At 75.2% G+C, this 18,834-nt stretch carries 12 protein-coding genes; 8 read left to right on the forward strand and 4 right to left on the reverse strand.

What is annotated here, in order from left to right:
- The first annotated feature begins 202 nt into the window (after positions 1-202).
- The 3 genes from ACQPYD_RS16630 to ACQPYD_RS16640 all read left to right on the forward strand — a co-directional run bounded on the left by ACQPYD_RS16630 (position 203) and on the right by ACQPYD_RS16640 (position 5,527).
- Positions 203-1,645 carry an NCS2 family permease gene (locus ACQPYD_RS16630; protein ID WP_433701897.1) on the forward strand — a complete coding sequence of 481 codons (1,443 nt, stop codon included), beginning with the start codon at positions 203-205 and terminating at the stop codon, positions 1,643-1,645.
- Between the two features lie 235 nt (positions 1,646-1,880).
- Positions 1,881-4,532, forward strand: coding sequence for a molybdopterin-dependent oxidoreductase (locus tag ACQPYD_RS16635; RefSeq protein WP_433701898.1), 2,652 nt, complete (start codon positions 1,881-1,883; stop codon positions 4,530-4,532).
- The gene (locus ACQPYD_RS16640) at positions 4,529-5,527 is read left to right on the forward strand and encodes an FAD binding domain-containing protein (RefSeq protein ID WP_433701899.1); all 999 of its coding nucleotides are present in this window, start codon (positions 4,529-4,531) and stop codon (positions 5,525-5,527) included. The genes ACQPYD_RS16635 and ACQPYD_RS16640 overlap by 4 nt, the downstream gene beginning before the upstream one ends.
- Positions 5,528-5,755: 228 nt before the next feature.
- Here the strand turns inward: ACQPYD_RS16640 and ACQPYD_RS16645 are convergent, their stop codons facing one another.
- Both ACQPYD_RS16645 and ACQPYD_RS16650 read right to left on the reverse strand, forming a co-directional pair.
- Positions 5,756-6,706, reverse strand: a complete 951-nt coding sequence (locus ACQPYD_RS16645; protein ID WP_433701900.1) for a D-alanine--D-alanine ligase family protein — start codon at positions 6,704-6,706, stop codon at positions 5,756-5,758.
- A gap of 56 nt (positions 6,707-6,762) precedes the next feature.
- Entirely contained in the window at positions 6,763-7,995 is a 1,233-nt protein-coding gene (locus tag ACQPYD_RS16650) for a PLP-dependent aminotransferase family protein (protein ID WP_433702075.1), read from the reverse strand.
- Between the two features lie 560 nt (positions 7,996-8,555).
- Here ACQPYD_RS16650 and ACQPYD_RS16655 point away from each other — a divergent pair.
- A complete protein-coding gene (locus tag ACQPYD_RS16655) occupies positions 8,556-9,167 on the forward strand; it encodes a hypothetical protein (protein WP_433701901.1) in 612 nt (203 codons plus the stop codon).
- Between the two features lie 296 nt (positions 9,168-9,463).
- Here ACQPYD_RS16655 and ACQPYD_RS16660 read toward each other — a convergent pair whose 3' ends face one another.
- Together ACQPYD_RS16660 and ACQPYD_RS16665 are read right to left on the reverse strand one after the other, a co-directional pair.
- Positions 9,464-10,783, reverse strand: coding sequence for a GAF domain-containing protein (locus ACQPYD_RS16660; protein WP_433701902.1), 1,320 nt, complete (start codon positions 10,781-10,783; stop codon positions 9,464-9,466).
- Between the two features lie 456 nt (positions 10,784-11,239).
- The gene (locus ACQPYD_RS16665; RefSeq protein ID WP_433701903.1) at positions 11,240-12,826 is read right to left on the reverse strand and encodes a PucR family transcriptional regulator; all 1,587 of its coding nucleotides are present in this window, start codon (positions 12,824-12,826) and stop codon (positions 11,240-11,242) included.
- Positions 12,827-13,074: 248 nt separating this feature from the next.
- Between ACQPYD_RS16665 and ACQPYD_RS16670 the strand changes: the two genes are divergently transcribed.
- From ACQPYD_RS16670 to ACQPYD_RS16685, 4 genes are all read left to right on the forward strand, one after another.
- A complete protein-coding gene (locus tag ACQPYD_RS16670) occupies positions 13,075-14,589 on the forward strand; it encodes a sodium:solute symporter (protein WP_433696520.1) in 1,515 nt (504 codons plus the stop codon).
- A 71-nt stretch (positions 14,590-14,660) separates the two neighbouring features.
- Entirely contained in the window at positions 14,661-15,614 is a 954-nt protein-coding gene (gene speB, locus ACQPYD_RS16675) for an agmatinase (protein WP_433696521.1), read from the forward strand.
- Between the two features lie 4 nt (positions 15,615-15,618).
- Positions 15,619-17,244 carry a thiamine pyrophosphate-binding protein gene (locus ACQPYD_RS16680; protein ID WP_433696522.1) on the forward strand — a complete coding sequence of 542 codons (1,626 nt, stop codon included), beginning with the start codon at positions 15,619-15,621 and terminating at the stop codon, positions 17,242-17,244.
- Between the two features lie 112 nt (positions 17,245-17,356).
- Positions 17,357-18,799 carry an aminobutyraldehyde dehydrogenase gene (locus ACQPYD_RS16685; RefSeq protein ID WP_433696523.1) on the forward strand — a complete coding sequence of 481 codons (1,443 nt, stop codon included), beginning with the start codon at positions 17,357-17,359 and terminating at the stop codon, positions 18,797-18,799.
- Positions 18,800-18,834: the final 35 nt, after the last annotated feature.

The raw sequence follows: 18,834 nt of genomic DNA on the forward strand, positions 1-18,834 counted from the left end.
GCGGTGGGCGGGGAGTCCCGCCGCGCCCCGCGGATCCCCTGCTCCCGCTCCCCCGGTCCGTGGGCCCCGCCGCGCGGGTGCCGCGGCCGGTCGCCGTCCGGGACTGTACCGTCCCGGCGCCGACACCCAGGTGACTACGCAGAGCAGCGCCCCCCTCACCTATGGTGGCTCCATGCCGCCCCGTTTCCCTCCAGGAGGGGACATGACCCGAAGTGAGCGCGCCCGTAGGCGCGAACAGCCCGCGTCCGCCACAGGTCGATCCTGGCTCGACCGCTTCTTCTTCATCGGTGAGCGCGGCTCCGGCATCGCCCGCGAGGTCCGGGGCGGTCTCACCACGTTCATGGCGATGGCCTACATCATCGTCCTGAACCCGATCGTCCTGAGCGGCGTCGCCGACGTGAACGGGGACACCCTGTCGGCCGCACAGCTGACCACCATGACGGCCCTGGCCGCGGGCCTGGTCACGATCATGATGGGGGTGGTCGGCCGCGCGCCGATCGCCTGTGCCGCCGCCCTCGGGGTGATGGCGGTCGTCGCCTACCAGGCCGCCCCCGTCATGTCCTGGCCCGAGGCGATGGGCCTGGTCGTGTGGCAGGGCGTCGCCATCGTCGCGATGGTCGTCACCGGTGTCCGCACCGCCGTGATGAACGCGCTGCCGCACGACCTCAAGCTCGCGATCGGCGTGGGCATCGGCCTGTTCGTGTCGCTGATCGGCCTGGCCAACGCCGGGTTCGTCAGCAAGGGCGACGGTGACGGCCTGCTCCAGATCGGCGCCTCCGGCGACGGCGGGCACCTCCTGGGCTGGCCCCTGCTGGTGTTCGTGTGCGGACTGGTGCTGGCCGGCGCGCTCCTGGCGCGCGGGGTCCCCGGCGCCATCTTCTACGGCATCGTCGGCGCCACGGTGATGGCCGTCGCGGTGCACTACGCCCTGGGCCTGACCCCGGAGGACTGGGGCGGCGGCGCGCCCCGGCTGCCCGCGAGCCCGGTCGCCGTGCCCGACTTCGGGCTCCTGTTCCAGGTGGACATGTTCGGGGCCTGGACCACGGCGGGGCCCACGGCCGCGGGGGTCATCCTGTTCACCCTCGTCCTGGCCGGGTTCTTCGACGCCGTCGGCACCATCCTGGCCATCGGCGCCAAGGCGAACATCGCCGACTCGGCCGGGAACATGCCCCGGGTCAACCAGATCCTGGCCACGGACGGGACCGGGGCCGTGGTCGGCGGCCTGACCAGCTCGTCGGCGACCCTGGTGTTCGTGGAGTCCACGGCGGGGGTGGGCGAGGGCGCCCGGACCGGGCTGGCCAGCGTGGTCACGGGCCTGCTCTTCCTCACCGCCATCGTGTTCGCCCCGGTGTTCGCGATCGTCCCGGCCCAGGCGGCATCGGTGGCGATGGTGCTGGTGGGGGCCCTGATGATGACGCAGGTCCGCGGTATCGCCTGGGACGACATGTCCGTCGCGATCCCGGCGTTCCTGACGATCGCGGTCATGCCGTTCGCCTACGACATCGCGAGCGGTATCGGCATCGGGATCATCGCCTCCACGGTCCTGAGGTCGGCGCAGGGCCGGTTCCGCGAGGTGGGCTGGCTGATGTGGCTGCTCAGCGCCGTGTTCGTGTTCCACTTCTCGATGCACGCCCTGGGGCTCTGACCCGGCACGCCCCCGCGGGGCCGGTCCGCGCCGCGGCGCGGACCGGCCCCGCCGTCGTGGGGGCGCGGGCGCCGCCGGCACGCGGAGGGCCGGCGCCCCCCTGAGCGGACCGGGGAACGCTGACCTGCGCCCCGGCGGAAGCGTCCGCGGCCGGTGTCCGAAGGGCGTTGACAGCCCGGCGGAGCCACCCTAAGTTGACATTGACAACTTTAATGCGCACCAGGGACGGACACCCATGGACGACGTCACGGTCAACGGCGCACGGCATCCCGCACCCGTCGACCCCGAGACCAGCACCGCCGAGCACGTGCGCGACCGCCTCGGCCTCACCGGCACCAAGATCGCCTGCGGCGGCGGAGTGTGCGGCGCCTGCACGATCCTCGTCGACGGCTCCCCCACCGTCTCCTGCCTCCTGCCCTCCGACCGCCTGGCGGGCCGCACCGTCACGACGGTCGAGGGCCTCGGCGGCACCCACCCCGTCCAGTACGCCTTCGCGGCGCACGACGCGCTCCAGTGCGGATACTGCACCCCGGGGTTCGTCGTCTCCGCCTCGGTCTTCGTCGACGCATGGCGTGCGGACCACGGCGACACCCGGCCCGACCGCGACACCATCGCCGACGCGCTGTCCGGCCACCTGTGCCGCTGCGGCGCCTACGAGGGGATCTTCGCCGCCGTCGCCGCCGCCTGCGCCGGGGAGTTCGACTCCCGTCCGGACCGGGATCCCCCCCGCCGCGACGCCGTCGACAAGGTGACCGGCCGGGCGCGGTTCAGCGCCGACCTGGCTCCGCACGGCCACTGGGAGGGGGTGATCGTCCGCTCGACCCACGCACACGCCCGCGTGCGCGCCGTCGACCCGGGCGCCGCGCGCGCCGGGGACGCCCCGGAGGACACCGCCGCACCCCCCGGAACCGCACCCGTGTTCACCGACCTGCTCGGGGAGGACCGCACCGTCCGCTACGTCGGCCAGCCGATCGCCGCCGTCGCCGCGCCGACCTCCGCCGGCGCCCGGGCTGCCGCGGCCGCCGTCCGGGTCGACTACGACCCGCTCCCTGCCGTGCTCGACGCCGAGGCCGCCCGGGCGCCCGGGGCCCCGGTCCTCTACCCGACCCGGGCCGAGCGGGCCGCCGCCCCCAGCTACGGCGAGGCCCCGACCCCTCCGGCCCGGTGGGAGGGCAACCTGCGCGGTCCCGGCACCCTGAGCTGGCGCGGTCCCACCGCCGTGCGCAGGCTGCGCCGGGCCGCGCGGGCAGGCGACCCGCTCCTGGTCTCCGGGGAGTTCACGACCGCCTCGCAGGCGCACAACCCCCTGGAACCGCACGTGTGCGTCGCCTCCTGGGAGCCGGGGGGCGACCTGTACCTGCGCGTGTCCACACAGGCCGTGGCCAAGACCGCGGAACGCGCCGCGAAGCACTGGGACCTGCCCCTGGACCGGGTGCACGTCGTCAGCGAGTACGTCGGCGGCGGCTTCGGCGCCAAGAACGCCCTCTCCGCCGACATCGTGGCGTCGGTGGAGCTGGCCAGGGCCGCCCGCGCGCCGGTACGGGTCGCGTTCGACCGCGCGGAGGAGCTGACCGACGCCGGGCACCGGCCCGCGGCCCGCACCCGGGTGGCGCTGCTCGCCGACCGGAACGGGGACCTGGCCGCGATGAGCGTGGACTCCCGGGGCGAGGGAGGGGTGTCGGTCGGCTCCTCCGCCGCTGCGCTCGCCTTCATGATGTACGGCCGCTCGCCCCGGCGGGTCCGCGACTTCGACGTGGTCACCAACCTGCCCCCCGGCATGCCCATGCGCGGCCCGGGCGGGCCGCCCATGGCGTGGGCGCTGGAGCAGGCCGTCGACATGATGGCGCACCGGCTGGGTGAGGACCCGCTGGCGCTGCGCGCCCGCTGGGACGGCAACCCCAAGCGGCGCGCCCTGTACGCGCGGGCCGCGGGACTGGACCTGTGGCGGGACCGGCCGCGCGGCCCCCGCTCCGGCCGCTTCCGGCGCGGAGTGGGGGTGGCCGCCGCGAGCTGGCTCTACCTCCTCGGGCCGCAGGCCAGGGTCGAGCTCTCGGTGGAGGACGGCTCGGTGGTGGTCCGGTCGTCCACCCAGGACATCGGCACCGGGATCCGCACGGTGCTCGCCGGGGCCGTCGCCGACAGGCTGGGCGTGCCCGCCTCGGACCTGCGGGTGGAGATCGGGCGCAGCGGGCCGGTGCACGGCACCGGGTCGTACGGTTCGCGCACCACCACGTCGATGGGGCCCGCCGCGGTGCAGGCCGCCGACCGGCTGCGCGACGCCCTGCGGGAGCGCTCGCCCTCGGTCCCCGCCGTCGGCCCGGTCCCCGAGCACGCGTTCAAGGAGGCCCTCACCGCGGCCGAGGGCGTGCGCGTGGAGGGCGGGCGCGGCCTGGACCGCTGGGGCCAGCTCTCCCCGAACATGGCCGACGACCTGGCCCTGGGCCGGGGCCTCAGCGGCGCGGTGCACGTGATGGAGGTGGAGGTGGACACCCTGCTGGGCCGGGTGCAGCCCACCCGCTGCTGGGCCGGGATCGCCGCCGGCCGCGTCTACGCCGAGCGGCTGGCCCGCAACCAGTGCGAGGGCGCGGTCGTCCAGGGGGTCGGGTACGCGCTGTTCGAGGAGCGGCGCCACGACCCCGCCACGGGGGTGACGCTCACCGACAACATGGAGGACTACCGGATCCCGGGGCCGGGGGACGTGCCCGAGACCGAGGTGTACTTCCACGAGGAGGGGTTCGGGCACGTCCCCGGCGGCGGGATCGGCCTGGGAGAGGTGTCGGTCGTGGGCGTCGCCGCAGCCCTGGCCAACGCCGTGCACGACGCCACCGGCTGGCGGCCGCACGAGCTGCCCGTCCGTCCGGACCGACTGATCGAAGGACTGCGATGATCACCGTCACACGACCCGCGACCCTGGACGAGGCGCTGTCCGGACTGGACGGCACGGGCGCGCTCCCGCGCGCCGGGGGGACCGACCTGACCGCCTGCCTGGGCTCGGGGGTCATCGGCTCCGCGCCGGTGGTCGACCTGTCCGGCGTCGGCGAGCTGCGCGGGGTGGACTGGCTCCCCGACGGATCGGCCCGGGTGGGCGCCCTGACCGGCGTCGGCGAACTGGCCGGGGACCCGGGGCTGGCCGACGCCTACCCGGCGCTGGCCGCCGTGGCGCGGGTCCTGGCCACCCCGCAGGTACGCGACGCGGCGACCCTGGGCGGGAACCTGTTGCAGCGCAACCGCTGCTGGTACCTGCGCAACCCGGCCTTCGACTGCTTCCAGACGGGCGGTGACTCCTGCCCCGCCCGTTCGGGCGACCACCTGTACGGGGTGGTCGTGGACCAGGGGCCGTGCGTGGCCCCGCACCCCTCGTCGCTGGCGGTCGCCCTGCTGGCGCACGACGCGACGGTGCTGGTCGCGGGGGCCGGCCCCGCGCAGCCGGAGGAGAGGCCGGTGGCCGACCTGTACGACGGGGCGGACCCCGCCCGGGACCACGTGCTGGCGCCGGGCCGGGTGCTGGTGTCGGTCTCCCTGCCGGTTCCGGTGCGGGGCGAGCGCTCCTCCCACAGGCGGGCGACGGGCCGCTCCCGCTCGGAGTGGCCGCTGGTGGAGGCGGTGGCGCGGCTGGACTGCGGCGTGGACGGCGCCGGACCGGTGACCCGGGCGGCCGTGGCCGTGGGCGGGGTGGCACGCACCCCGCTGAGGCTGCCCGGCGTGGAGGCCGCCCTGGTCGGCGCCCTTCCGGGGCGCGCGCCGGGCCCGGAGGCGGAGGACGCCCTGGCGGACCTGGCCTCGCTGTGCTCCCCGCTCCCCTCCACCGGGTACAAGGTGGACCTGCTCCGTGCCACCGTGCGCGACGTGCTCGAACGGGCGCTGGGGGTCCCCCGGTCCTGAGGCGCGGGGGACCCCGCCGGGCGCGGGACGGCGTGACGGCGCCGGTCCGCGCCCACGGGCCCCGGACCGGCGGCCCGGGTGCGGGACGGAGGCCGTGCCGCCCGGCGGCCGCACACGCGAAACGCCCGGCCGGGGTGTGCCTCGGCCGGGCGTTCGGGCACGCTGTTCCGAGCGGGTCGGCGGGTTCCGGCGCCGCAGGGGCGCCCCGCGTCCGCCGGGCGGCTCCGGTCAGTGCCGCAGCAGCGCCCGGTGGGCGAGTTCGCGGCACACGACCGCGAAGTCCAGCCCGGCGGCGGCCGCCGCCATCGGGAACGTGGAGGTCTCGGTCAGCCCCGGGGCGACGTTGGTCTCCAGGAAGGTGGCCCGGCCGTCCGCCCCCACGATGAGGTCGGTGCGGGAGAAGTCCCGCAGCCCCAGGACGCGGTGCGCGGTCAGCGCCACCTCCGCGGCCGCGGCCAGGGCGTCCGCGTCCAGGCGGGCCGGGCAGAAGAACTCCGTGCGGCCGGCGGTGTAGCGGGCGGCGTAGTCGTAGACCCCGCCGTCCGGCACGATCTCCACCGGCGGCAGGGCCACCGGGCCGTCGCCCGTGTCCAGGACCCCCACGGCGAGCTCGGTGCCCTGGACCTGTTCCTCGACCAGGGCCGAGTCGCTGTAGGCGAAGCAGGAGACCAGGGCGGTGGACAGGTCCTGCACCGAGGTCACCGGGGCGGCGCCGAAGGCCGACCCGCCCCTGTCCGGCTTGACGAACAGCGGCAGGCCCAGGCGCTCGGCCAGCCGGTCGAGCAGGGCCGGTGCCCCCAGGTCGTGGAACGCCGACTTGGGCAGCGCCGCGCCGCGCGGCACCCGCACGCCCTGTTCGGCGAGCAGGGCCTTGGCCGCGGGCTTGGAGTAGGCCAGGCGGCAGGCGGAGGGCCGGGCGCCCACGTAGGGCACGCCGACCAGTTCCAGGACCTCCCGGATGGCGCCGTCCTCGCCGGCGGACCCGTGCAGGACGGGGAAGACGACCTGCGGCGGGTCGTCGGAGAGCCGGTCGAGCAGGGTGGAGTCGACGTCGGCGACCTGGACCTCCACGTCCAGTCGGCGGAGCGCCTCGGCGACGCTGCGCCCGGAGTGGACGCTCACCTCGTGTTCGGGGGACAGGCCCCCGGCGAGAACGAGGACCCGGTCAAGGTCGGCCACGGCGCCAACCTCCTTCTGTGCTGCGGTCATGGTGCTTGGTGCCTTGCTCGGGGGTGTCAGGGCAGGTCGGGGGCCGGCGACTGGTGGCCCTCGGTGCTCGGGGCCAGGGTGGTGCCGAACGTATCACGCAGGTCGACCTCCCCCTCGATGGCGCCGACGAGGCGTCGCACGCCCTCCCGGATCTGCTCGGGCGTGGGGTAGCAGAAGCTGAGGCGCATGCTGTCGCGCCCTCGGCCGTCGGCGTAGAAGCCGGTGCCGGGGACGTAGGCGACCCGCTCGGTGACGGCGCGGGGCAGCATCGCCTTGGCGTCGATGCCCTCGGGCAGGGTGGCCCACACGAAGAACCCGCCCTCGGGCCTGGTCCAGGTGCACCCGGCGGGCATCATCGCGGTCAGCGCGTTGAGCATCGCGTCGCGGCGCTCGCCGTACATGGAGTTGAACGCCTTGATCTGCTCACGCCACGGGAAGGTGTTGAGGTAGCGGCGCACGACCAGCTGGTTGAACGTCGAGTGGCTGAGCATCGCCGACTCCGCGGCCAGGACGAGCTTGGCGCGCACGGCGGCGGGCGCGAGCGCCCAGCCGATGCGCAGTCCCGGGGAGAAGGTCTTGGAGAGCGATCCGAGGTAGACGACGTTGCCCTCGCTCTGCGAGTACAGGGTGGGCTCGGGCTCGCCGTCGTAGCGGAGGAGGCCGTAGGGGTTGTCCTCGACGATGAGCACGTCGTGGCGCTCGCAGGCCGCGACCACCTGGGCGCGCCGCTCGGCGCTCATGGTGATCCCGGCCGGGTTCTGGAAGTTGGGGACGGTGTAGAAGAACTTGACCGGGCGGCCGTCCAGCTCGGCCCGGACGAGCGCCTCCTCCAGGTCGGAGGGGATGACGCCCTGGTCGTCCATCGCCACGTGGCGGATGTCGGCCTGGAAGGCGGCGAAGGTGTTGATCGCGGTGACGTAGGTGGGGGCCTCGGTGAGGACGATGTCGCCCGGGTCGACGAACACGCGGGTGAGGAGGTCGAGGGCCTGCTGGGAGCCGACGGTGACGATGACGTTCTCGGGGCTGGCGGTGACGCCCTCCAGTGCCATGTACTCGCAGAGCTGCTCGCGCAGGACGGGGTCGCCCTGGGCCGAGCCGTACTGGAGTGCGGCCGTGCCCTCCTCGGAGACGACGTCCTTGACGAGCTCTCCGATCTGGTCGAGGGGGAGGGCGGCGACGTTGGGCATGCCCCCGGCGAGGGAGACCACCTCCGGCCTGGAGGCCACCGCGAAGAGTGCCCTGACCTCCGATGCGACCATTCCCTGTGCTCGACGTGCGTAGCGGCCGACGTGGGGGTCGATGCGCGAGCCCTGTTGCGCGGGCTGCTGCTCTCGGTGGTCAGCGGACACGGTCCACCTCCGAAGGAAGGACGGTCTGAGGGGCCGGCAGGGTGTCGGCCGGGACCCGGGTGCGGTCTTCCGGTACGACGCCCGTCGTGCCCCCATGGTTCACACGGTGCCCCTGTGGCGGCTGGGCCGCGGGGGTCTGGTGAGACGGTCGGGTCGGTCGAGCCGTGGGTGAACACGGTTCGGTAAATGTGCTGAGTGTAGCCCAGCCCACGGCCCCGGGTCCGGGGGGAAGGGCCTTCCGTGCTGTTCGCCACACCGACCACCCCCGTCCCCTTCATCCCGAATCGTCCTCATCGTGGCTACCCATCCCCCGCGGTCGACTCACAGGGGGATGACGAGAATATGAGGAACTGTTCACGCTTCCCCCCCGAGTCGGACATAGAACCCATCCTTCCCATCAGCGACATTGGGCGCATGGGGCACGCGTGTCCGCGGGGCCGCCGCCCGGCCCGACATTCCAGGGGGAAGCCATGAGAGTCCGCTCGACCACCGTCCTCGTCCCGCTGGCCGTCCTCGTCCTGGGCGGGGTGCTCGCCACGTCCTGCTCCCCCGGCGGGGCGCACGACGCGGAGGCCGACGCGGCACGGGTCGAACTGGAGCAGGCGGCCGACGCCCTGTCCGCGACGGCACTGCGACCGGGAGCCGAGCGCGCCTTCGCCCGCGAGGGACACCCGGTCCCGGGGGGCCTGCGCTGCGGCAGCCGCCCGCAGGAAGACCCGGCCGCCTCCCCTGCCGCCTCCGTGGCCCCGGGCCCGAACCGGACCGCCGGCACGGAGGGGTACGAGGCGTCCGCCTCCCCCGATCCCCGCGGCGGCCGGCTGGAGGTCCACTGCACCGGCGAGACCGAGGACGGCGCGCGGGCGGTGTTCGAGGGACGCCTCCTGCGCGGGGCTCTGGCCGAGCGGGAGGCGGGCGACGACAGCCTTCCCGGGAGCTTCACCGGGAGCGTCGACGGCGAGCAGGTCTTCACCATGGACTGCTTCCAGTGCTCCCCCGCGGCCGAGGACGCCGGGGAACGGGAGCCCGGAGACGAGGACGCCGGGACGGAGAAGGCGGAGAACGTCGAGGAGGCCCTGGACTAGGGCTCAGGCGCGCCCGCGCCCCGTGGTGCGCGGCGGGACGTCCCGGAGGAGACCACCTCGGGAGACGTCCCGCCGCGTCGCGCGGCGGCCTCGGGCTCTCCCCCGATACCCCGAACGACCGCCTGGGCCCCGCGGCACGTACGTCCCTCCCCGTGGCCCCCCTCAAGGCCCGAAGGTCGTGAACGCGCCGACGGACCGGTCTCCGGTCGCCGTGCCCTCTCCGGCCCGGCGACCGCCCCGGCCGGGGCCGCGCAAGCACAGTCCACCGCACCCGGGAACGGGGCGCAACGGTTGCACTAGGTTGCGAGAAGACTGCGCAGAGCGACAGAGCGGTCGCCCGACCTCAGTGCCTCGCGGAGGTCCCGGATGCCGGGCGCCACCGATCCGGGCAGCAGGTCGGTCGGGGCGGGCGGGGCGACGACCCGTACCAGGACCTCCTCGCTGAACCGGTAGGGGCGGCTCTCGATGATGCCGCCCAGGTGCCGGCGCAGGCGCGACAGCTCGGCCCGCACGGTCACGACGTGGCCGCCCGCGCCGAACACGGCCTGCGACAGCTGTGCGCCCGTACGCCCCTCGCGGTGGCCGGCCAGCAGCAGGAGCAGTTCCGCGTGGCGCGGCGTCAGCCGGTGCGTCCACTCCCCGCTGGCCCCGGCGACCGCCACCGTGGGGGCGGAACGGGTCAGGTCGAGGGTGACCGTGGCCCCGCCGCTCTCCCGCTCCGGCCGGGGGCGCACCAGCCAGCCCCCGGGAAGGGGCTCCAGCGCGCACTCCCCCAGCGCGGGGAGCCAGGCCGTCCCCGTGTCCCGCTGTGTGGGCAGCAGAACCCTGCGGACCGGCTCCATGTGGACGGCGGCGGCCGTCCACCCGGCGTCGTCCACGACCAGGGCGCGCTCGCTCATCCCGGCCAGCAGGGGCGCCGCCACCGAGCGCAGCCGCTCCAGATGCGTGTGGTGGATCCCCTGGAGGTGGGCCTCGGCGAGCTGGGCGACCGCGCTGACCAGCGCCAGCGTCGCGGGGTGGATGGTGGAGACGGGACCGGTCACGTCGATGGCGCCGAGCAGGCGCCCGTCGCGGGGGTCGTGGATCGGGGCGCAGGCACAGGTGAGGGCGTGCAGGCTCCGGACGAAGTGCTCGGCCGAGTAGACCTGGACGGGACGTCCCACGACCAGGGCCGTGCCGATGGCGTTGGTGCCCGTGCTGCCCTCGTTCCAGTAGGCGCCCTCGACCAGCCCCACCCTGTCGCCGACCGACCGCATGCGGTGCGAGCCCTCGCGCCACAGGACCTGCCCGGCGGAGTCGGCGACCAGCATGATGTGATCGGCCTCGTCCGCGACCGAGACCAGGGATCGGCGGATCAGCGGGAGGACCGCCGCGATCGGGGAGGCGTCGCGGTTGCGCTGGAGCTCGTCCACGCGCGCCACCCGCGGGGGCGGCGCGCTGTCGGGGTCGATGCCGAAGCCGCGCATCCTTCCCCAGGAGTCCTCGATCACCGGGCGCAGCGGCGCGGGCGCGGGACGCCCGCTGAGCGAGGCCTCGTGCACCCGTCTGAGCATGAGCGCGTGCTCGCGGGCGTCGGCCCCGGCGGGCAGGGCCGTGTCCAGCGGAGGAAACGACATGTGGCCCCCTGACTTCGGGTTCGCTACGGAGATACCAAGTGTCCAGGCTGAGCCCCGACACGGTGAGGGAACCGGAACACGCGCACGATTCGGAACTGTGACCGGCGCACAACTTCCGCTTTCCCAGCGAAAACCGGGTCCGTACGCCGCACATGGCAGCCGCCGCCCCCGCCGGAACGACGATGTGCGCGACCAGGATCGGGCACCGCGCACCCCGAATCGGAGAATTGGCCGGAAGCGGCCACGCCCGCACGGGCGAGGGCAGGTGGGGGGCCGGTCCGGGCCCGTGCACGTGCGTGCGCGTCGCACACCCGCACGTGCGCTCGGGCCCGAGCGCGGCGGAGGCCGGGAAGGGCGCGGCCCTCGCGCCCGCGGGGTTGCGGGCGGCGCGGGCGGCTACCTCGCCGGTGGGCACGCGGGCCGGAGCGGAGCACGGCGGAGGTCCCGGGAGCGCGGTCAGGGGCCGGGCCGCCACCGGGTGAGCGCGAACCACAGGCGCATGCGCTGCTCGGCGTCGGCCAGGTCCACTCCGAGGTCCCGCTCGATCCTGCCGATCCGGTAGCGGACGCTGTTGCGGTGGGCTCCGAGGTCGGCCGCGGCCCGGTCCCAGTTGCCGTGGCGGGTGAGCCAGGCCCGCAGGGTCGCGCGCAGGAGCTCCGCGGGAGCGGTGTCCTCGGCGAGCGGCCCCAGGACGCCGCGTGCGAGCGCGTCCGCGCCCAGCGGGTCCAGGAGGGCCTCGAAGGGGTCGGCGCCCTCCTCCCACAGCAGCGGGCCCCCGGCCGCGCGGGCGCGGGAGAGGAGGGAGGCCGCCGCGCGGTCGGCGGCGGACAGCTCCCCGGGGGAGACCGGGCCGCTCAGCGCGCCGATCCACCCGTGGAGCAGGAGCAGGTCCAGCCCTTCCCGGTGCGCGGCGTCGCCGCGGTCCGCGAGGACGGCGCGCAGCAGTCCCGGCGGGCCGGGGACGGCGTCCAGAACCCGGGTGTCCAGGGGCAGGCCGGCGGGCGCGGTGTGCCGTCCCCGGTCGGCGGGGAGGGCGTGCAGGACGCGGTAGGCGCCGGTGTGGCCGTCCCCGCCCCCGGTGAGCCCGGCGAGCAGGGGCAGGGCCTCCTCGGCGACCCCTCCGTCCAGCAGCAGCGCGGTGAGGAGGCGGCCCGGGGCGGGCGGGGCGCCCCGGTCGGTGCGCGCGAGGAGGTCGAGCAGTGCGGTCGCGGTGCGCAGGACCGCGCGGTCGGTGATGCCGAGGGGGTCGGGGCGCCCCACCAGGACCACCCCGTGGTCGTCGGGGGGCGTGCCGACGGTGTGCAGGAAGACCTCGTCCGCGCCGTACCGCGCCTTGGCGCTGCGGGGACCGTGCGGGAGGGTGAGCCGGGCGACGAGCCCGTGGAGGTCGGGGTCCAGGTCCCGGGGGGCGCCCGGCGTCGCGTGCCGCCCGCCGGAGGCGGCTGCGGACCCCGTCCGCGCCGGTGCGACCTCCCCGGGCGCGCCCGGGGCCCCGGGCGGGACGCGGGCGAGCAGCGCCCACCCTCCGAGGGCCTCGGCGAGCACCCTCAGGACGCGGTCCACCGGCGCGTCGGCGGTGACGGCCAGGGCCAGGGCCTGGTGCGCCTCCCCGAGGCGGCGCAGGTCGCGCAGCCGCCGCTCCTCCAGCTCCGCGCCGACGGCCTGGCTGACGGCGGCGAACGGGGTGGGGCGGGGGACCGCGACCAGCGGCAGTCCGCGCGCGTGGCACTGCTCGACCAGGCCCGCGGGGACGGTGTCGTGGACGGGGGTGACGCCGAAGCCGACCGCGCTGACCCCGGCTCCGGCCACGGCGTCGACGTAGGCGCGCAGGCCGGCGGCGGTTCGGGGCAGGTTGACCCCCGCCGTGAGCAGGAGTTCGCCGCCGCGCAGGTAGGCGGAGGGGTCCGTCAGCTCGCTGACCACGGCCCAGGCGATCCCGGGGTCGCCCGCCTCGACGACGGTGGCCAGCGCCAGGTCGCGGCGGCCCGTGACCACGCTCAGCGGCACGGTGTGGACGTCGGTGCGTCGGGTCCGGTCTGCCACGGCGTTCCCCTTCTTCCCGCCCCGCGCCGCAGGTTCGGGCGCCGGACGCCTCGTGTCCCCCGTGTTGCGCACAGGGGTGCGCCGACCGCACTTTCTGGATGCTTCGCACATACAAGGAGGCTTGACGGTGCGGTTCGTCCACTGGAGCGTAGTCGAGACGCTGCCTAGTCTGTCCGAAGTCCGTGTGACCTGCGTCAATGCCGCCGCTGTTCACGCCCCCGTACCCCCGCGTCCACATTTGGAGTGCCATGACCGTCGACCTCGCGGTGATCGCCGCCTACCTCCTGGGTATGGTCGCCCTCGGCTGGTGGGGCATGCGCCGCGCCACCAGCAAGTCCGACTACCTGGTCGCCGGACGCCGCCTGGGTCCGCTGATGTACGCGGGCACCATGGCCGCGGTCGTGCTCGGCGGCGCCTCCACCGTCGGCGGCATCGGCCTGGGATACACCTACGGCGTCTCCGGCGCCTGGCTGGTCGTCGCCATCGGCGTCGGCATCCTCGCGCTGCACCTGTTCTTCGCCAAGCGCATCTCGCGGCTGCGGGTCTTCACCGTCTCCGAGATGCTGGACCTGCGCTACGGCGGCAACTCGCGGGTGGTGTCGGGCCTGGTCATGTGGGGTTACACCTTCATGCTGACGGTGCCCTCCACCCTGGCGTTCTCCACCATCTTCAGCGGCCTCTTCGAGCTCCCGCGCGCGGTGGCGATCATCCTGGGCGGCTCCATCGTGGTCCTGTACTCCACGATGGGCGGCATGTGGTCGGTGACCATGACCGACATGGCCCAGTTCGCCATCAAGACCGTCGGGCTCGTCCTCATCCTGACGCCGGTGGCGATCTGGTCGGCGGGCGGCTTCTCCGGGATGCGCGAGTCCCTGGACCCCTCCTACTTCAGTCCCACCGCCATCGGCGGGGAGACGATCCTGACCTACTTCGTCATCTACTCGCTCGGCCTGCTCATCGGCCAGGACATCTGGCAGCGCGTGTTCACCGGCCGCGACGACCGGGTCGCCAGGGTCGGCGGCATCGGCGCGGGTGTCTACTGCCTGGTCTACGGCGTGTGCGGGGCCCTCATCGGCACCGCGGCCGCCGTTCTCTTCCCCGACCTGGCCAACCCCGACGACGCGTTCACCCGGATGGTCGACGCGACCCTGCCCGTGGGCCTCGCCGGCCTGGTGATCGCCGCCGCGCTGTCCGCCGTGATGTCCACCGCCAGCGGCGCCCTCATCGCCTGCTCCACGGTGACGTCCACCGACCTGTGGCCCCAGGTCCGCCGCCTGTTCGGACACGGCGAGGCCTCCCACGGGGGCGGGAACCACGACGAGGTCGCCTCCAACCGCGTCTTCACCCTGGTCCTCGGCGCCGCGACCATCGGCGTCGCCCTGGCCGTCGACGACGTCGTCGCGGCGCTGACCCTGGCCTACAACGTGCTCGTGGGCGGCCTGCTGGTCGCCATCCTGGGCGGCCTGGTGTGGAAGCGCGGCACCCGCGCGGGCGCCCTGGCCTCCATGCTCACCGGGTCGGTGGCCGTCATCGTCACCATGGCCCTGACGGGGATGCTCGCCAACGAGCCGATCTACGTGGGGCTCGGCACCGCCCTGGTGGTGTACGTGGCCGTGAGCCTGCTGACCCCGCCGACGGACCCGGCCGTCCTGGCCGCCTGGCAGAGCCGCCTGCGCGGCGACGACGCACCGGAGGGGGCCGGGGCCGCACCGGCCGCCGTGGACTCCGCGGACGCGCCCGCGCCCGCGCCCCGGGACGACTGACCCGCACCGACCGACCGCACCGACCGCGGCCCCACCGGCCGCACCGACGACGAGAAGGACAGGACCACGCGATGAACGCACCGATCGGACCCACCGACTCCAGCCTCGTACCGCGCTTCGCCGGGCCGGCGACCTTCGCCCGCCTCCCCCGCATCGACCAGGTCGAGAAGGCCGACATCGCCGTGGTCGGCGTCCCCTTCGACACCGGGGTCTCCTACCGCCCCGGCGCCCGCTTCGGCCCCTCCGCCATCCGTGAGGCCAGCCGCCTGCTGCGCCCCTACAACCCGGGCCTGGACGTGTCCCCGTTCGCGCACGCGCAGGTCGTCGACGCCGGGGACATCGCGGTCAACCCGTTCTCCATCGGCGACGCCGTGGAGACCCTGGACGAGGGCGCCTCCCGGTTCGTGCGGGAGGGCACGCGCCTGGTCACCCTGGGCGGCGACCACACCATCGCCCTGCCGCTGCTGCGCTCGCTGCACCGCGTGCACGGGCCGATCGCGATGGTGCACTTCGACGCCCACCTGGACACCTGGGACACCTACTTCGGCGAGCCCTACACCCACGGCACCCCGTTCCGCCGCGCCGTGGAGGAGGGCATCCTCGACACCGAGGCCATCTGCCACGTGGGCACCCGCGGCCCCCTCTACGGCAAGAAGGACCTGGAGGACGACCGCCGGTTCGGGTTCGGCATCGTCACCTCGGCCGACGTGATGCGCAAGGGCGTGGACGAGATCGCCGACGCGCTGCGCCAGCGCGTCGGCAACCGCCCCCTGTACGTGTCGGTGGACATCGACGTGCTCGACCCCGCGCACGCGCCCGGCACCGGCACCCCGGAGGCGGGCGGCCTGACCAGCCGCGAACTGCTGGAGATCCTGCGCGGCCTGGCCACCTGCAACCTGGTGGGAGCGGACGTGGTGGAGGTCGCCCCCGCCTACGACCACGCGCAGATCACCGCCACCGCGGCCTCGCACGTGGCCTACGACCTGGTCAGCGTCCTGGCCCTCCACCACACGACGGGAGCCTGAGCCCATGGGAGCTCCGCGCAACGGCGGGGACCTGGTCACCGAGACGCTCACCGCGCTCGGCGCGCGGGTGGCCTTCGGCATCCCCGGCCAGCACGCGCTGGGGCTGTTCGACGCGCTGCGCCGGGCCCCGGGGCTGAGGTTCGTCTCCAGCCGGGTCGAGAACAACGCCGCCTTCGCCGCCGACGGGCACGCCCGGCTCACCGGCGAGGTGACACCGCTGCTGGTCTCCACCGGGCCCGGGGCGCTGCTCACGCTGGCCTCCCTCCAGGAGTCCCGGGCGTCCAGCGCCCCGGTCCTGGTGATCAGCAGCCAGGTCCCGCGTGCGGGCCTGGGGGGCGGGCGCCACGGGTACCTGCACGAGCTGCCCGAGCAGTCCGCGAGCTTCGCCAACGTCACCAAGACGGCGTTCACGGTGCGGCACGCCTCGCAGATCCCCTCGGCCCTGGCCGCGGCCTGGCGGGCCGCGGCGAGCGCCCCGGCCGGCCCCGTCCTGGTGGAGATCCCGCAGGACGTGCTGCTGGAGCCGACCGTGGTGCCCCCGGTGGAGGACGTGGACCCGGCCCCGGTCCCGCTCACGCCGCGCGCCGAACTGGTGGCCGAGGCGGCCCGCCTGCTGGACGGGGCCCGGCGCCCGAGGATCCTGGCCGGGGGCGGGGTGAGCCGCTCCGGGGGACGGGACGCGCTGGTCGCCCTGGCCGAGGCCCTCCGGGCTCCGGTGGCCACCACCTTCGGGGGCAAGGACGCCTTCCCCTGGGACCACCCCCTCTCCCTCCAGTCGTGGATCGAGGACCGGCACACCACCGACTACCTGGAGGGGGCCGACGTCCTGCTCGTGGTGGGCTCGGGGCTGGGCGAGCTGTCCAGCAACTACCACACGTTCGCGCCCCGGGGCCGCGTGGTCCAGGTCGAGGCCGACCTGGGCAAGCTGGAGTCCAACCACCCCGCGCTCGGCGTGCACGGCGACGCGGCCTCGACCCTCGCCTGCCTCGCGGAGGCGGTGGCCCGCCGCCCCGCCGACCCGGCCGTGGAAGGGGAGGTGGCGTCCGTGAAGGCCGCTGTGGCCGCCCGCCTGGACGCGCAGGACCTGGCAGCGGAGCGCGCCGTGCTGACGGCCGTGCGGGAGGCCCTGCCCGACGGGGCGCCCAGCTTCTGGGACATGACGATGCTGGCCTACTGGGCGTGGTCCGCGTGGGACCCGCGCGGGGCCGGCTCGTACTCCGCGCAGGGGTCGGGGGGCCTGGGGTACGGGTTCCCCGCCGCCCTGGGCGCCGCGGCGGCCGGGCGCGGCCCGGTCCTGGCCGTCTCCGGGGACGGGGGCGCGATGTACTCGGTCGCCGAGCTGGCCACGGCCCGCCAGCACGACCTGGACGTGACGTGGCTGGTCGTGGACGACGGCGGCTACGGCATCCTGCGCGAGTACATGGAGTCGTCGTTCGGGGAGGCCACCCACACCGAGCTGGCCCGACCGGACTTCGTGGCCCTGGCCGGGGCGTTCGGGGTGCCCGCCACCCGGACCTCCCCGGAGCGGCTGCGCGAGGACCTGTCCGCCGCCCTGTCCCGGCCCGGCCCGAACGTGGTCGTGCTGCCCATGGTGCTGGGGCTGTTCGCCCCCACCCACCTGGACGGGTAGGGTCTCCGCCGCCCAGTCCCGGCCCGCCGGGCGGGCCGACCGGACGGCGCGCCGCCGCCGGTCGGCCCGGCTCCCGGCCTCACGACACCACCGCAACCGACGCGAGGACACCATGCGCATCCACGAGTTCGACACACTGCCCGGCTTCGTCGACGGAGAACCCCTGGCGCCCGCGGACGGGCGCGTCCAGGACCTGGTCGACCCCGTGACGGGAGGAGTCGCGGGCAGGTCCGGGGTCTTCGGCCCCGGGGAGGTGGAGGCCGCCATGTCCTCCTCCGCCCGGGCCTTCCGGCTCTGGCGCCGGGGCGGCACCCCCGCCCGCCGACAGGACGCCCTCCTGGCCCTCGCCGACGCCCTGGCGGCCCGGGCCGGGGAGTTCGCCGACGCCGAGTGCCGTGAGACCGGCAAACCCCGCGCGTCCGTGCTCGACGAGGAGATCCCGTTCTGCGTGGACACCCTGCGGTTCTTCGCCGGGGCCGCGCGCCACCTGGAGGGGCGGGCGGCGGCCGAGTACCTGGAGGGGCACACCTCGTGGATCCGCCGCGAGCCCGTGGGCGTGTGCGTGGGCATCACCCCGTGGAACTACCCCCTGATGATGGCGGTGTGGAAGATCGGGCCGGCCCTGGCCGCCGGGAACACCGTGGTGCTCAAGCCCGCCGAGACCACGCCGACCACCACCGTCATGCTCGCCGAGGCCGCCGCGGAGGTCCTGCCCCCGGGCGTGCTCAACGCGGTCGTGGGCGACCGCGACACCGGCCGCCTGCTGGTGGAGCACCCGGCGGCGCGGCTGGTGTCGATCACCGGCTCCACCCGCGCGGGCGTGCAGGTGGCACGGGCGGCCTCCGCCGACCTGAAGCTGCTGCACCTGGAGCTGGGCGGCAACGCCCCGGTCCTGGTCTTCGGCGACGCCGACCCGGCCGGCGCCGCCGCGGGGGTGGTGGCGGGGGCCTTCCTCAACGCGGGCCAGGACTGCACCGCCGCCACCCGGGTCCTGGTGCACGAGGGCGTCCACGACGCGTTCGTCGCCGAACTGACCGCACGGGCTGCCGCGCAGGTCACGGGGCGCCCCTCGGACCAGCCCTCCGACTTCGGCCCGCTCAACAACGCCGACCAGTTCGCCCGGGTCACCGGGCTCCTGGAGCGCCTGCCCGGGCACGCGGTCGTGGAGACCGGCGGGCACCGCGTGGGCGGGGAGGGGTTCTTCCTGGCGCCCACCGTCGTGTCCGGGCTCCGGGCCGACGACGAGATCGTGCGCGAGGAGGTCTTCGGCCCCGTCGTCACCGTCCAGCGGTTCGCCACCGAGGAGGAGGCGGTCGAGCTGGCCAACGGCGTGGAGCAGGGACTGGCCTCGTCCGTGTGGACCGCCGACCACGGGCGCGCCCTGCGCGTCAGCGGTGAGCTGGACTTCGGCGCGGTGTGGATCAACAGCCACGGGGAGCTGGTGTCGGAGATGCCCCACGGCGGGTTCAAGCACTCGGGCTACGGCAAGGACCTGTCGGCGTACAGCCTGGAGGACTACACCCGGGTCAAGCACGTGATGAGCGCGCTGCGCTGACCGCGGGCGGGCGGTCCCGGGCCCGGACGGGACTC

The sequence above is a fragment of the Nocardiopsis sp. CA-288880 genome, assembly GCF_050955985.1.
Classification (GTDB): domain Bacteria; phylum Actinomycetota; class Actinomycetes; order Streptosporangiales; family Streptosporangiaceae; genus Nocardiopsis; species Nocardiopsis tropica.

Bases quoted from the DNA above. Each gene is read 5' to 3' on its own strand.
- speB (WP_433696521.1), top strand. From the start codon at position 14,661: ATGAACGCACCGATCGGACCCACCGACTCCAGCCTCGTACCGCGCTTC.
- ACQPYD_RS16640 (WP_433701899.1), top strand. From the start codon at position 4,529: ATGATCACCGTCACACGACCCGCGACCCTGGACGAGGCGCTGTCCGGA.
- ACQPYD_RS16630 (WP_433701897.1), top strand. From the start codon at position 203: ATGACCCGAAGTGAGCGCGCCCGTAGGCGCGAACAGCCCGCGTCCGCC.
- ACQPYD_RS16655 (WP_433701901.1), top strand. From the start codon at position 8,556: ATGAGAGTCCGCTCGACCACCGTCCTCGTCCCGCTGGCCGTCCTCGTC.
- ACQPYD_RS16670 (WP_433696520.1), top strand. From the start codon at position 13,075: ATGACCGTCGACCTCGCGGTGATCGCCGCCTACCTCCTGGGTATGGTC.
- ACQPYD_RS16635 (WP_433701898.1), top strand. From the start codon at position 1,881: ATGGACGACGTCACGGTCAACGGCGCACGGCATCCCGCACCCGTCGAC.
- ACQPYD_RS16685 (WP_433696523.1), top strand. From the start codon at position 17,357: ATGCGCATCCACGAGTTCGACACACTGCCCGGCTTCGTCGACGGAGAA.
- ACQPYD_RS16680 (WP_433696522.1), top strand. From the start codon at position 15,619: ATGGGAGCTCCGCGCAACGGCGGGGACCTGGTCACCGAGACGCTCACC.
- ACQPYD_RS16650 (WP_433702075.1), bottom strand. From the start codon at position 7,995: ATGGTCGCATCGGAGGTCAGGGCACTCTTCGCGGTGGCCTCCAGGCCG.
- ACQPYD_RS16660 (WP_433701902.1), bottom strand. From the start codon at position 10,783: ATGTCGTTTCCTCCGCTGGACACGGCCCTGCCCGCCGGGGCCGACGCC.